Genomic DNA, 16,665 nt, shown 5'->3' on the forward strand with positions numbered 1-16,665 from the left:
CTCCCACCGCCACCACCCCCGGGCGTGCCACCACCGCCGTCGGCCGGTCCCACGACCCAGGCCGTCGACCTGACCCCGACGGACCTCTCACCCGCCACGCTGCGCAGCCGTGCGCCGCGGCCCGTGCCGACCCCCGTCGGCCAGAAGCTGAACGAGAAGTACGACGTCGTGCACGTCGTGGACCAGGGGTCGCCCGGCCTGGGCCACCAGGCAGCGACGATCGCGATGCTCGACGGGCTGGCCGCCACCGGCTACCGGGGCACGGTCGTGCTCACCTATCCCGGCAACAAGACGCCCTACTACGCCGCGCAACTCGGCCGGCAGGAGGAGTTCGAGACCCCGGCGGGCTCGTACGACCTGTTCCACCGGGAGTGGACCGGCCACCGCGGCGGGATGGACGTCGTCATGCGTCCGCAGGGGCCGCCCGGCACGCGCGAGGAGGCCTGGAAGACGACGGACTGGCCCGGCGCGCCACGGGCCAAAGCGTGGCAGGTGGCGCGGCAGCAGGAGTTCCGGGACAAGAAGGTCCGCGAGCAGAACCACACCCAGAGCCTGCGCCTGGACGAGGTCGGCAGCAGGCCGCTCCCCGAGGGCGACGTGCTGACCGTGCTGCCGGCCGTCGACGTACCGAAGAACGACGACGGCTCGGAGTGGACCGCGGAGCGGAAGCAGGAGTGGTTCCAGCAGGCGTGGGCCGGTCCGCTGCGCGTCGCCGCCGGTGGCAGGCACCACGACGTCGTCACGCTCCAGCCGTTCCTGTGGGACCAGTTCCCCCGGCAGGTCCGCAGCACCACCGGGACGGTCCAGGCGGAACTCGACGAGACCTCGACCGGAGTGCCGGCCTACCGCCGTCCACCGCCCGCCGATCTGCCGTCCGCCCGGGAGGTCATCACCACCACCGGCATTCCCGGGGCCGACGACCTCGCGGACCTGGTCGACGACGACGCCACCGACGTGGTGCTCGTCTACTACGGGGACACGCCCGACACTCCCCCGCACCAGGCGGTCGTCGACCGGCTGGCCGCCGCCGCCCGGCCCGACCGGCCGACTGTCGTCCTGGTCCTCGGCAACAGCGAGCGCGGCGTCACCACGAGCAACGCCGACGTCCACGTCGCGGCGCTGCCCCGCGTCACACCGGAACAGATGGCCGGGCTCCAGGACCGCGCCACGCTCGTGGTCACCGAGGGCGCGAACACCTGGCAGGAGTCCCTCGCGGCGGGCAAGCCCACGCTCTCCGTGACCGGGGCCGCGGGTGACACCCGGCCGTGGGAACACGAGCCCGAATCGGTCCGGAACGACTCCACCCGAAGTGGCCACGACCTGCTCGTGAACGCGTCGGAGTACCTGCGGAGCGGCGGCGACCCCGCCGCGGTGCGGGACTTCGTCCAGGACGACGACGGCGGTGTGCGCACGTACTTCGACGGGTGGCGGGACGCGCTCGGCCGGGCCGGCTCCGACCAGGTCGACCAGGCCCTCGCCACGGTCACCGGCCTGCCGCTGGACCCGGACGCCCGCCGCCGCACCGACACCGCGCCGGGCGCTCCCCCGATCGACGACACCTTGCGCGTCCCGGGAGTCCCGCCGCCCCGGTTCGACGCGCCCAAGACCCGCGACGAGATCGACCGGGCACGCGCCGAGCAGCGGGACACCGCGCCGCGCCGGGTCGCGAACACCAGCGCGTACGACGTCATCGACCGTGGACCCCATCCCGACACCCGCGTGCCCGACGTGGTCGCGCGCTCGTACGAGCAGGCCGGCCTGCCCCTTCCGGCGGACGACCGGCCCCGCCCGCGTCTCGACGCGGTCGACAACCGGATCGCGTACGACCATCGGGTGCTGGACCTCGACGGCCGCAGGGTGCAGGACTTCACGGTCAAGGTCTTCCTGGACGCCCGGGACGACACGGCGGCGGCCGCGCGGCCCGACGTCGAGACCCGGGTACGCGACGCGGTCGACCGGATCTACAACCAGGGCTTCCGGATCGGCGCCGATCAGCTGAACGTCACCGTGGAGTTCACGACCCGGCCCAGCGAGGCGCACGCCACCGTGGCGCTGCACGGCACCCCGTCACCGACCACCCAGACCAGCTGGTCGACGCACTCCTCCGACCTGGATCTCGCGCACGAGATCGGGCACTTCCTCGGCCTGCGCGACGAGTACTCGATGGCGGGCCGCGCCCTGGACGGCACGTTCGTCAAGGGCGACAACTCGTTGATGGCGACCACCACGCCGGGCCAGGACCCGCGGCTGCTGGCGCGCAACGTGAACCGGATCGCCGGTCAGCGGTCGGACGTGCTCTCGCCCGACCGCGGCGGGCTGCCGCCCCGCACGGCGCCGGTCCGGTTCGAGCCGGTACGGGTGGCCGGCGGCCGTAACGCGCGGTTCGACGAGCTGACCCGGCACACCCGCGAGGTCGGCCCGGGCAACTACCGGCAGGAGACGGCCGACCTCAAGGACGACGGGGCGCCGATCGGGTTCGTCGTCAACTCGATGCTGCCCGCCGACGACGTCGACCAGATCCCCGAGGTGGTCCGCGCCGTCACCGAGGGCCTGGCCCCGGGCACCACAGTCGTGTTCGTCTTCGGCGTCAACACCACCGCCGAGGTGCCCGACCTCGCCTTCCGGGAGGCGGTCGCCCGGGCGGCCCGGCTCGCGGAGAGCCTCGACGTGCCGGTGGCGGTGAACGGCTACGCGGTCGGCACGAAGAACGGCAAGTTCCCGTACGGCCGCACCCGCAACCAGGTGCTCCGCGACCCCGACACGGTGGCCGCGATCCAGGGCCTCGCGCAGGGCGGCCCGGACGGCGGGGCCCGGCGCTACCCGTACGTGTCGATCCAGGACTTCGACCGGGGCGCCCGTACGACAGCCGACGGCACACACGTCTTCGACCGCGTCGACCGCCGGACCCGCTTCGAACCGGACGCGACCGGGCCGCAGGACGGGCCACCGGCCCGGCCCCTGATGATCTCCGGCGGTTACCGCGTCGGTGACACCGAGGACCTGATCCGGCGTACCCGGGAACGGCTGGAACGACGCGCACGCGACCACCGGGCGAGGATCGACGACCTCACCGCGCACGGCGGCCCGGGCTCGGGCAAGGAACTCGGGATCGAGCGGCAGAAGCTGACCGCCGTCCAGGAAGGGCTCGCCAAGCTCGACACGCAGGCCGGGCGGGACGCCTTCGTCCGGGACTTCACCACCGCGGTGGACGAGGACATGCGGTCCCGCGACCGGCAGGCCACCGTCCACCCGATGCTTCCGTACTCGCCGGAGCCGAACCTGTTCGTCGACGGCCTGCTCACCCTCGGCCGGCCCGACGTCCGGTTCGGCGACGCGGGCGCGGAGTTCCTCCTGCTGGCCGAGAGCCTGCACCAGGCGTACGGCGAGGAGCTGGCCGTCGCCCACGGCGCGGCCACGCCGGCCGACCTGCTCGCGGACGTCCTCACCGTCGACGTCCAGGTCGAGTCGCAGAACAACAGGCATCCCGACCGCGATCTGGCCTTCATGACGGACTTCGTGGGCGCTGCCACGCCCACCGACCTGTCCCGGCTCGCGGCCGACTTCGCCGTCGGCAACTTCCTGCCGCAGTCGCACGCGGTGCCGACGAACGTCAACCGGCAGTTGTTCTACACCGAGGGCACCGGCTTCAAGGAGTACCGGGCCGACCTGCGCAAGCCGGCCGTCGCCGCCCCGAAGCCGTTCGCCGCGCCCACCGAGATCGCACCCGGCTCGCAGACGTGGCAGCAGACGCTCACGCCGCAGCAGCTCCGGCAGCTCGGCGCGCAACCGCACAACCGTTACCTCACCGCCGTCTCGCTGCCGGCACCGGGCGCCGCCCCGGCACCGGCCGTCCCGCCCGCCGTCGACCCCGACCTGGACCCGGCGCGGCCGGCGCGGACCGTGGGCCTGCCGGACAGCCAGCGCCTCGTCGCCGCGCACCTGCTGGCGACGTCCGACGACGCCGGCACCGTCCAGCAGGAGTTCGCCGCCGCCACCGCCGTCGCCGACCGCGGCGGGCTCGGCCGGCAGCCGGGTTCCCTCTACGACACGATCGCCGCCGAGATGCCCGGCGACGACGCCGACGACCTGCGGATGCGCACGCTGCGCGCCGGCCGGGACGCGATGAGTCTCGACGAGGCCGCGGCGATGCGGCAGCGCAACCCGTACGACAACGGCCACTTCGTCCGCGCCGTGCTCGCCCCCGACCCCGGACCGCAGCGCCGCGACACGCCGATCGACGACGCCGAGCGGCGACGCGTCGCCAACGCGCACGAGGTGGTCGAGTTCGCCGCCGCCCGCGGCACCCAGGTGCACCTGATCGTGTACGACGACCAGGGTGGGCCGCCGCGCGACCATCCCGTGGTCGGCGCCAGGCCGCGCGGCCGGCTGGAGCTGGTCCGCACGATCGACCCGTCGGGCCACGTCACCTACGCACGCCGGGTGCCACCACCGGCCCCGGCGAGCGACACCGACAGCGACAGCGAGTCCGGCGGCTTCGACCTGTTCGGCGACGACGACGGCTACGGCGACTTCGGCGACCACGACAGCAACGGCGACCACGACAGCGACAGCGACGACGCTCTGGCCACGTCCGCGCCGGCCGACGACCCGGCCACCCGGTCGACCGCCGACGGCGACACCATCGCAGAAGAGTCCGCCGCGGAAGAGACCACCACCGGAGAGGACACCGCGGGCGGCACGTCGTCGGCCATCGAGACCACCCCGGCGCTTCCGTCCCCCGACGCGGTACGCCGGAGCCTGCCGTCCTACCTGCGGGAGAGCCGCACCCTCGGCCTCGCCGAACAGCTGCGTGCCACCGAGAACGCGGCGCTCGGCACGGCGTTGCGGAACCTCGACCCCGGCCTTTCCGACGACGTGGTCGCCGCGGTGGAGGCGGACAGCCGCGACGACGTGGACCAGTTCCTCGGCGAGGGCCGGCCGTACCCGGTCACGATCGGCGGGCGCCCCGCCGAGCTGCGGGTCACCGCCGTCCTCGACTGGGACGCGCTCACCGTGGACCGGGCCCACGACGACCCGCGCAAGGTCACCGCCAAGACCCGGGAGAACCTCACCCACACGTTGCGCCACAACCGGGACCGGCACGTCGAGCCGAAGGTGACGCTCACCGCGATGCCCGGTGTCGTCATCGGGATCGGCGGCTCGGTGCCGACGGCGCCCACCGTCGAGTACACCGCCGCCCACAAGGACACGTACACGTCCACCACCACTGTCAAGGTCACCGGACTGACCGAGGTGACGGTGCCGATCCGGTTCGTGGCCCGGCTCGTGCGGCCCGGCCGTCCCGCCGCCGAACCGGTCGAGACCTCGGGGAGCGTCGCTCTCGCCGTACACACGGGGTTGCGGACGGGCGACGCGACCGCGCCGGCGGACGCGGACCGCACGCTCGACGCGCCGGTGCCGGACCGGTTCGGGGTTGAGAGTGTCCGGAGCCGGCCGGCCGATCCGGGGGCCACGTTCTTCGACCAGGTGGAGGCGATCCTCGCCGAGGACGGCATGGCCGACCTCGTCCGGATCGGCGCGCCCGGTCGTCCGGTGATGCAGAAGCTGCTCAGCGACGCGACGTTCTCCGGCAGCCTGCCGGCGATGGTGGTCACCGACCCGGCGAACGTCCACGACGGCTGGGTCCGGTCGGGTTCGCTGCCGCGCGCCGCGCGCGGCGGCTGGCGGCGCTTCTTCCCGGGCCGGGCCCGGCAGGTCGAGGTCCGCCTGGTCGCCCGGCGCGTCGAGGAGGTGGAGCGGGTCGACGGGCTCACCCACGTCGACACGTCCGCGCTCGGCGGCGAGGGCACGAGCGCCGCCGCCACCAAGCGGCCGTGGGGTCTGTGGGGCCTCGCGGGCGCCGGAGTGGACGTCGCGCCGCTGAGCCTGGTCGTCGGGCCGCGCGTCGGCGGCGGCCGGGAGCGCGGCACCACCCAGACGATCGCCGAGCGGACCGGCGGCAAGCAGACGGTGACGGGCACCGCGCCCGGCGTCCGCTACCGGGTCGAGTACGGCGTCCAGGTGCGCGTCCTGGGCCGCGCGCCGCGGATGCTGTCCGGTGCCGTCGACGCGCTCCAGTGGACCACCGGCGACCGGCTGCCCGGCACCGCCCTCGACTCGGACGGCCGGGAGTGGCGCGGACGGCGCGGGGCCGACCGGACCCACTTCGCACCGGCACGCGTCGAGCAGGGCGAGTCGTTCGGCGGCGCGTACCTGACCCGGGTCGGCGACCGGAGCCTGTACGAGACGGTCGCCGACGCGGTGCGGTCGGTGCCCGGTCACGAGCGGTTCCGCCTGGCCACCCGCGACGAGACGCTGCGGCACTTCGGCGACGAGCAGCTCGCCGACGGGCTGACCCCCGAGCTTCAGGCGGCGTTGACCCGGTCCACCGACCTGCGGACGCAGCTCTCCCCCGACCAGCTGCGCCACCTGGCGGACCGGATCGTCGGCCCCGGTCTGAAGATCCCGCTGATCCGCATCGGCACGTTCCACGACCACGTCACGGTGGTGACCATCCGGGGCAGCCTCGGCGACGTGTCCGACGGCGACCTGCTCGACCACGACAAGATCGGCACCGCCGCCAAGCGGACCGCCAGGTCCACGGTGACCAGCGCCCGCGACGACAGCCGGTCGGCCGAGCTGAGCCTGGAGCCCCGCATCCTGGGCCCGCTCGGCCAGGCCGCCTCGACGCTGCTCGGCGGCCCGCGCGCCGCGCTCACCTGGGGCACCACCGACGAGAGCGCCGTCACCGGCGGGCAGTCCACCGAGAGCGACCACGGACCCTCGCTCGACGACGACGGCAAGCCCACCGGGGTACGGCTGCGCGAGTTCGCCGCCACCCTCGACCTCACCGTCAGCACCACCTCCACGGTGCGGGTCAACCAGGCGGGGCGGCAGCTGTCCCTCGGGACGTACGGCCGGGACGTGCCGACCGTCGTCGCCACGTCCGAGCAGCGCCCCCGCACGCACCGCCTCGACGTGCGCATGCTCATCCCGGAGACGCGCGTGTCCCGGCAGCGCCCCGCTGCGGAGCCCGGCCCGGTCCCCCGCGACGTGGAGACGATGGCGTACCCGCCTCCGCTGAGCCGGATGACCGGCGGGCCGCACGATCTCGACGGACGCCGGGTGGAGTCGTTCGTCGGCGCCGACCGGTTGCAGGAAGCGGTGGTCGAGACGCTGCGCGAGGCCGGCCGGGACGACGTCTACACGGTCGAGGACGGCCTGATCTCCACCGTGGTCGCCGACGAGCTGTCGCCCGAACGCCTCACCGGTGACGCCGAGCTGTTCAGCCGCCCGCTGGCGTTGAGCAACCTGTGGCACGGCCGCCGGGCCGCCGACGCCCGCGCCGACGTGCGGGTACGGCTGCGGCCGGCCAACCCGACGGTGCTCGACGGCGCCGAGTTCGCCCGGGTCAAGCGGACCTTCGCCAGCGGCACCGCCCGCAAGACGACGAACGCGCGCGCGATCGAGCTGAGCGTCTCCGGCACCGGCGTCGCCTCGGTCAGCGGGCCGGTCGCCGACCACGGCGGCAGCACCGGCCGGCCCGGCGGTGCCGTCATCCTGTCCGTCACGCCGTGGCGGCGGGCGTGGGGGCGGGTCAGCGAGCGCAGCGTCTCGGGCGTGTCCAAGCTGCGCCTCGGCGGCGGCCGGGCCGAACGCGAACTGCTGGTGCGGGTGGACGTCGAGGCGGAGGTGGTCGCCGAGGCCCGGCACGACAGCAACCTCCGTCCGCTGGGCCGCTGGCCCGGCTCGCCGGCCCGGCGGGCAGGCCGCCGGCTCACCCTGCCCGGCGCGGTCGTCATGCGGATGACCCCGGCGGAGCTGCAGCGGCTCCAGGACCGCGACCGCGCCCGCCGGCACGGCACCGCCGAGGTACGGCTGCAGTTGGAACACGCCGAGCGGGCCGGGACGCTCCGCGCCGACCAGGGCGAGCAGCGCGCCCGGATGGCCCGCGAACAGGCCACGGAACGCGGGAACCTGCTGCGGCGGCAGCACACCGAGCAGCGCGACGCCCGCGCCTACGTCGACCGGGTCCACCGGGACCGCGCCGTCGACGCGGCGGCCCGGCAACTCGTCGACGACTCCTTCGCCGCGCTTCAGGACCGCCACCGGCGCGAACTCGGCGAGCTGACCGCCGCGCACGACACGGCCACGCAGGAGCTGCTGGCGGCGCAGGAGCAGGAGCGGGCCACGCAGGCCGAGCACCAGCAGCGGGAACGAGACCTGGTACGCGAGGCACAGCAGCGGCAGGACGAGGACGCGGCCGGCCCCGGCACACCGGCCCACGCGGCACAGCCGGAGTTCCGGCCCGGACCGCGACGATCGCTCGGCATCGGCGGTGTCACCACCCACATCGACCTCACCGACCGCATCCCGCACCTGCGGCGTGCCCTGGCCCGGGAGTCGAGCGAGGAACTCGCCCAGGCGATCCTGCCGTCCACCCGGGACCGCGGCCCGAACGACCCGATCCGAGGGCTCGGCAGCACCGGCTTCCTCGGCGCCGCCCACCTGCACCTGGCAGACGCGCTCAACGGCGGCCGGAGCGAGACGGTACGGCTGGAACGGCGGTTCCGGGGCGCCACGTACCACGTCACGCTCGCCGCCGAGCCGGTCGGCGAGCCGAGCTTCACGGGCATCGACCTGGTCGACGAACTGTCGGTCACCGACCGCGCGGTCGTCGGCGAGGCGCAGACCCGCACCACCTCGCGGACGGCGGCGCAGGTCACGCTGACCGGACGCGCGCAGGGCACCGAGACCGACCGGGTCGACGGCGACGCCACCCGCACCGCCGGGCACGGCCCGGCCTCCGGCACCGTCGCCGCCGGCCTGACCGGCACCGCCGCCCTCGGCAACCAGGCCACCAAGTCGACCGAGCGCACCGGCCGCACGTACGAGCAGTCGCTGACCGTCTCCGGCCCGGTGCCCACGTACCGCGGGCCGGTGCGCCTCACCGTCACCGTCACCGGCAGAGGGCTGCCCGAGGGCGGCGTGTCGGTCCACGCGGTCCACGACGTCACCACGTACTCGGCGACCGAGGGCAGGGAACCGGCCGCCTCCGGCCCGGTCACGCCGGTTCCCGCCGAGCAGACCACCGACGAGGGGCGGCGGCGGTGGCGCGAGGAGGCCGGGTTCGACCGGCTGCCCGAGCCGGGCCGGTTCGCCGTCGAGGACGTCCTGGTCGACCTGCCCGGCCTGCACGAGGCGGCCCGGCAGGCGCTCGTCGCCTCCGGCGCCACGCCCGGCCGGGACGTCGACGCGGCGCTGCGCGACACACTGACCGTTAGCCGGACCAAGGCGCTGCCGGCGATGCTGAACGGCGCGTTCCCGCTGCCGATGCCGGCCGGAGCCGGCCGCGACCTGTTCCTCGACGCCCGGCTGGTGGCCCGCCCGAAGCTCCTGCGCGCGGACGCCACAGTGAAGATCGGCGGCTCGGCGAAGCGCAGCGCGGACACCGAGTACGAGCAGACCGCCGGCCGTTCGTTCGCGCTGAAGACGGCCGGGCCGCTCGTCGTCGGCGGCGTGGGCCATCCGGGCGGCGCGAGCCGGGTGGGCGAGCGGCAGGACTTCGCCGCCGTGAACGCGGCCACGCTGGTCGAGCAGCAGCTCTACCGGACCGACCCGGGCGCCCAGGTGAAGGACGAGGGCAAGGTCGCCGCCGCCACGACCGGCAAGCCGGCCCGGCGCACCGACCCGGACGACAAGCTCACCGCCGCGGTCGAGTACGACGTCGAGTTCCGTTTCGTCGCCCGGTCCCGCGACGCGGCCGGCAAGCACCGGGCCGGCACCGAGGTCCGGGTGCCCGGCGGCTTCGTCGTCCGGCTGGACGAGGCGGCGGCCCGGGACGTCACCGGCCGGGACCTCCCCCCGGGTCTGCGTACGTCGGCGCTCGCCGTCGCCGACGCGGCGAAGACGCTGTCGGCTGCGGCGGCCCGCCTGGACGGGCTGACCTCCCGGACGGACGCGGACGCGGAGGCCGTCGCCGAAGCCGAGCGGGCTGTGACGGAGGCCGAGAACGCCTGGTGGGCCGCCTACCGCGCGCACGAGACCGAGGTGGCCCCGCCACCGGCCCCGGTGCCGCCGGTGAACGTGCCCGCCGCCGAGGTGGCCACGCCCACCGCGCAGGCCCCCGTGGTCGGCGACCCGGTCGACGTCACCACCGGCCGGGTCCTCTACACCGAGGTCGACGCCCGGCTCCCCGGGCTCACCCTGGAACGGACCCACCGCTCCGACTACCGGTGGGGCCGCTGCTTCGGCCCGACCTGGGCCTCCACGCTGGACCAGCGCGTCGTCACCGACGACACGTACGCGCGGTTCCTGGCCGCCGACGGCTCGATCCACACGTACCCGATGCCGGCCGAGGGCGACGAGGCGCTGCCGGTCGTCGGCCCCGGCGGGCCGCTGCGCCGGCTGGCCGGCGGCGGCTGGCTGCTCACCGAGCCGGGCCGGTCGCTGCTGTTCGCGCCGGCCGGCCCGGACGGCGACGCCTGGCTCACCGACGTGGTCACCGACCGCACCGGGTGGCGGATCGAACGCTCCGGCGACGGCACGCCCGAACTGGTGCTCTCCGCGTCCGGCCTGGTCGTGGTGCCGCACCTGGCCGGCGACCTGGTCGTCGGCGCGCACGTCCGCGCCGCGGACGACACGGTGCACCTTCCCACCTTCGGGTACGACGACCGGCGGCGCCTGGTCGCGGTCCGCAACTCCTCCGGCCACGAGACGCGGCTGCGCTACGACGAGGCGGGCCGGCTCGTGCGCTGGCAGGACCGCAACGGCGAGTGGTTCGGGTACGACTACGACGAGGCGGGCCGCTGCGTCCGGGCCGGCGGCGGCGGTGACTGGCTGCGCTACTCCCTGCGGTACGACGACGGCGTCACGCACGTGACGAACTCGCTGGGCCAGGTGACCCGGTACGAGTTCGACGAGCAGCACCGGGTCACCGCGATCGTCGACCCGCTGGGCGCGACGGTCCGGCAGGAGTGGGACGCGGCGCACCGGCTGCTGTCGCGCACCGACCAGCTCGGTCGCGTCACCCGGTTCGACCACGACGCGCGCACGCTCACGCTCCCGGACGGCTCGGCCCACCCGGTCCCGCCGCGCCGGCCCGCGCCCGCGCCCGCGGGCGACATCGAGTTCGACGCGTTCGGACGGGTCCGGGCGACCTGGGCCCCGGACGGCGCGGTCACGACGTACGGCTGGACCGCCGAGGGGGATCTCGCGTGGCGGGTCCGCCCGGACGGCTCCACGCAACGGTGGTTCTACGACGGTGAAGGGAATCTGGTGGACGTCATCGACGCATCAGGAAGGGCGGTGAGCTTCGAGTACGGCCCCTTCGATCTGCCCACGGCACGGGTGGATCAGGCGGGGAACCGCACCGAGTTCACGTACGACACGGAACTACGGCTGACAACGGTGCGGAATCCGGCCGGTCGGACGTGGCGCTACGAGTACGACGCGGCCGGCCGGCTGTGCGGGCAGACCGACTTCGACGGCCGTACCCAGCGCTACGAGCACGACGACGCGGGCCGGCTGGCCGCGCACACCGACGCCGCCGGCACCGTCACCCGCTACCGCTGGGACGCGCTGGGCCGGGTCGTCGAACGCCGGGTCGGCGACGCCGTCACCCGCGTCGAGTACGACGCCGGCGGCCACGTCGCCGCCGTCCTCAGCCCGGACGCGCAGGTGCGGTTCACCCGGGACGCGGACGGCCGGGTGCTGACCGAGACGATCAACGGGCGGACGGTGCGCACCTCGTACACCGCCTCCGGCGCGGTCGAGACCCGCACCACGCCGTCGGGCCGGTCGATCCGCTGGACGTTCGACGCCGACGGACGCCCGGAGAGCCTGACCGCCGGGGAGCACCTGCTCGGCTTCACCCACGACGACGCCGGCCGCGAGATCAGCCGGACCATTGGCGGCCTGGTCGCGCTGCGGCAGACGTTCGACGCGGCCGGCCGGCTCACCGGCCAGCACGTCGCCGACGGCGCCGAGCGCCGCTACACCTACGACGCCGCCGACCGCGTCACCGCGATCGCCGACTCGCTCGCCGGTGACCTGGCGTTCACCGCCGACGACACCGGCCGCATCCGGGCCGTCGACGGGGACGCCCCGCAGCGGTACGACTACGACGAGGCCGGCAACCTGGTCGGCGCCGGCGGCGGGCGCTGGGAGTTCACCGGCACCATGCTCGTGCGCTCCGACGACGCGACGTTCTCCTACGACGCGAAGGGCCGCCTCACCGGCCGGGTCGACGACGCGGGCGCGTGGCGGTTCGAGTGGGACGCCGAGGACCGCATGGTCCTGGCCGTCACGCCCGGCGGCGACCGCTGGCGCTACCGCTACGACGGCTTCGGCCGGCGCATCGCCAAGCAGCGCCTCGGCGACGACGACCAAGTGGTGGAGGAGGTGTCCTTCGCCTGGTCCGGCGACCTGATGCTGGAGCAGACGCACCGCGACGCCACCGGCGCCACCACCACGACCACGTGGGACTACCGCCCGGACGCCCCGGTGCCGGTCGCGCAGACCGACGGCGGCACCCTCCGCACAATGATCACCGACACCATCGGCACCCCGACCCACCTGGTCGAGCCGGGCGGCGGTCTGCGCTGGTGGTCGCGGGGTGACCTGTGGGGACGCGGCGCCGACCGCACCGCGACGCCGCTGGCCTTCCCCGGCCAGTACGTCGACGCCGAGACCGGCCTGCACTACAACCGGTTCCGCTACTACGACCCGGCCACCGGCCGGTACGTCAGCCCCGACCCGCTCGGCCTGTCCGGCGGGCCCAACCCGACCGCGTACGTCAGCGACCCGCTCACCGTCGCCGACCCGCTGGGCCTGACCAGTTGCACGCCCGCCCCGACGACGCCGCACCCGCTGGCCACCGTGGAACCGGCGCTCGCCGCGCCCTCCGACCAGACGCCCAGCAGCCTGCCCACGAACCCGGCACCGCCGCCGCCGAGCGCGCTCTACGGCATGCCGTTCCAGGTGCAGGTCGCCATCCTGGACGAGCACGGACAGGTGCTGCGGTACGAGACCCGGATGCGCGACACGCCGTCGCCGCCGCCGGTCACCACCCCGGCCGGCGCCGTCGGGTATCACGCCCGCCAGTGGTTCGACGACGTCGCGCCGGCGTCGCGGGCCGACCTCCAGGATCCGAACTCCGCCGCCTCCCGGAGCTACCAGGAGATCCGCGAAGCGGTGTTCCCGCACATCGGCACACGGCCCTACACGGGTGTCCGGTCGGACGCGATCGGCCACCAGAACGAGCCGCTGGTCGGCGCGCTCAACTACTACAACACCACCACGACCACGCGCCGGGGTGTGACGCGGACGCACATCGGCCTCGGCAACCGGATCGCCGAGGAGCGCGGCGGCGGCCGGCGGACCGCGAGCCAGATCGCCAGGTACCTGCGCGGCCGGATCAGGCTCGACCAGATCGAGTCCGAGGCCGGGCGGGACTTCGCCCGGATCGTGAGCTTCGCGGAGAACGCCCGCGGCTACGAGTCGGAAGTCAACTCGCTGCCCGTCGCGCTGGACTACATCGCGCACGCCGAGCACGGGCGGGACGCCGCCGACCGGTGGCGCGACATCCCGTCGTGGTTCCCCCCGGCCGCGCCGGGATACGCCGGCGACGAGTTCGTGCCCCGCGAGAGCCGGCCTCCGGTGGCGAGCATCATGCCGCGCCAGCGGCCCAACGCGATCACCGACACCGCCCCGTACTACACCGAGACCGAGTTCACCGGCGCGCCCGCGCCGGTGGCGAGTTCGTCGAACGCCCGGATCGTGACCGTCGCGCCGCGCAGCGACAGGTCACGCAGCCCGGAGCGCCGGGGCGGCAGCAGCCGTCGCGGGCGCCACGGCGATCGCCGGTACGGCTTCCAGGGCCCGCAGACCGGCACCACCGACGTCCGGGGCGCCGCCGCGCCCGTCACCGACCCGTTCCGTACGCCGCTCGCCGACCAGTTGACGGCGGCGCAGGGCGACCCGACCGCGCAGGCCCGGATCCTCGACTCGTTCCGGGACCAGCTGTCGTACGAGTACACGTTGAACGACGGTTCGACGCTGCGGGTGCTGGCCGCCAACCTGCACGGCGACACCGCCGACACGGACGCGGACCTCGGCACGCTCGACGCCGTCGACCGCGACCACCTGCGCCGGATCAACGACAATCGGGACGCCGGCAGCGTCACCGCCAACGTCGACTGTGTGCCGCTCACCCTGGCCGTCGACGCGTACCGGCAGACCGGCGCGGTCACCCAGGTGCCGGCGCAGACCCAGCCGATGGAGATCGGCGAGGTCATGAAGCGGTACCCGGGCCGCGGTGTGGACGAGGTCGGCAGCATCCGCGGCCTGATGGAGGCCCTCGGCGCCATGCCGAACGGCACCACCGCGATCGTCGGTCTGCGGCCCGGTGGTCCGGGGAGCGTCGGGCACGTCATCAACGTGTCGAAGGACGGGCAGGGCCGGGTCACCTTCGAGGACGCCCAGGTCCCCGGGCTCGCCACGCTCCCGGCGATCTCCCCCGACGGCTCGGTCGTCGTCATCCGGACCAGCGACCCGGCACCGGGCAGCGACGTCGACATGGCCTCGGTCCGGGACACCGACTCCGACACGGACATGGCCTCCGTCCGCGACGCCGACAGCGACGTCGACATGGCCTCGGTCCGCGACGGCGACAGCGACGTGGACATGGCGGACTTCTCGCCGACCACCGAGACGTTCGCCGGTGTGGCGCCCGAGGCGGTGGCGAAGACCACCGCGCAGACGCCGACGGTGGGCGATCCGATCGACGTCACCACCGGCCGGATGATCCTCACCCACACCGACGCGGTCATGCCGGGGCTCACCCTGGAGCGGACCTACCGCTCCGACTACCGGTGGGGCCGATCCTTCGGCCGGGCCTGGGCCTCCACCCTGGACCAGCGGATCATCGTCGACGGCGAGCAGGTCCGCTACCTGGCCGCCGACGGCTCGCTGCTCACCTACCCGCTGCCCGCCGAGGGTGAGGTGGCGCAGCCGGAGACCGGCCGGACGCTGCCGCTGCGCCGGCTGGTGGGCGGCGGCTGGCTGCTGACCGACCCGACGTCCGGCCGCAGCCTGCTGTTCGCCGCGGCGTCGGACACCGAGTCGCTGCTCACCGACGTCACCGACAGCGGCGTCCGCTGGACGATCCACCGCGACCGCCGGGGTACGCCGACGCGGCTGCTGTCGTCCACCGGCGCCACCATCGCGTTCACCTCGTCCGCCGGGCTGGTCACGATGGTCTCCCTGCCCAACGCGGCCGGTGACCTGATGGCGGCGTCGCAGTTCGGCTACGACGCCGACCTCAACCTGATCGAGGTGACGAACTCCTCGGGCGACCCCGAGCGCTTCACGTACGCCGACGGGCGGCTGGTGCGCTGGGAGGACCGCAACGGCGAGTGGTACACGTACACCTACGACGAGGCCGGCCGGTGCGTCGCCACCGACGGCAGGGGCGGCTACCTGCGCTACCGGTTCGACTACCAGCCGGGCCGCACGGTGGTGACCGACTCGCTCGGCGCGGTGCGCACGTACGAGCTCAACGACCGCTTCCAGGTGGTCGCGGAGACCGACGCGCTCGGTGCGACCACGCGCAACGCCTGGGACGAGGCGTACCGCCTGCGGTCCACGACCGACCCGCTGGGCCGCACCACCACGAGCGAGTACGACGCGCTCGGGCGGCTGGTCGCGGTCACCCGGCCGGACGGCAGCCGGTCCGTCACCACGTACGACGAACTCGGTCGCGCGGTGTCCTGGACCGACTTCGACGGCAGCACCCGCAACCGCCAGTTCGGCCCCGACGGCCTGATGGTCGCCGAGGTGGACGCCTCCGGCGAGGTGGTCCGGTACGAGCAGCCGGCCGCCGACGGCCGGGGCACGACCACCCACGTCGGCCCGACCGCCGTCGTGCACGATCCGGCCGGGCGGATCACCTCGGTGAGCACCGGGCAGGGCGAGACGGAGTACGTCTACGACGCGCTCGGCCGCCTGTTCAGCATGCAGGACGACACCGGTCTCACCGAGTTCGGCTGGACGCTGGAGGGTGACCTGGCCTGGCGGGAGAACCCGGACGGCTCGGTCGAGGAGTTCCTCTACGACGGCGAGGGCAACCTGGTCGAGTGGGTCGACGCCACCGGCCGCCGGACGATCCGCGAGTACGGCGCGTTCGACCTGGTCACGGCCGAGATCGACGACGAGGGCAACCGCACCGAGTACGCGTACGACACCGAGTTGCGGCTGGTCCGTGTCACCAACCCGGCGGGCGCGACGTGGAGCTACACGTACGACCCGAACGGCCGGATGGTGTCCGAGACCGACTTCGACGGCCGCACCCAGCGGTACGTCTACGACGCCGCCGGGCAGCTCGTCGAGCGCACCGACGCGGCCGGCGAGGTCACGCACTACGCGTACGACCTGCTCGGCCGGCTTGTGGAACGGCGCACCGGCGAGGCGGTGACGCGCTTCGCGTACGACCCGGCGGGGCGGGCCGTCTCCGCCGAGGGCGACGACTCGCAGGTCCGGCCGGAGCGCGACGCCGGCCCGGTGGTCGCCGAGACGGTGAACGGCGCCACGATGTCCACCTCGTCCGGCGGTTCCCTGCCGGAGGCGCGTACCGCGCCCGTACCCCGGCGGTGACCCGCCGCCCGC

At 74.7% G+C, this 16,665-nt stretch carries 1 protein-coding gene; it reads left to right on the forward strand.

Annotated elements, in window-relative coordinates:
• Positions 1–123: 123 nt before the first annotated feature.
• Positions 124–16,653 (forward strand): DUF6531 domain-containing protein, encoded by a 16,530-nt coding sequence (locus F8279_RS00005; protein WP_225853048.1) that lies wholly within the window; start codon positions 124–126, stop codon positions 16,651–16,653.
• Positions 16,654–16,665: the final 12 nt, after the last annotated feature.

This window comes from Micromonospora sp. AMSO1212t (genome assembly GCF_008868145.1).
Taxonomy (GTDB): domain Bacteria; phylum Actinomycetota; class Actinomycetes; order Mycobacteriales; family Micromonosporaceae; genus Micromonospora; species Micromonospora tulbaghiae.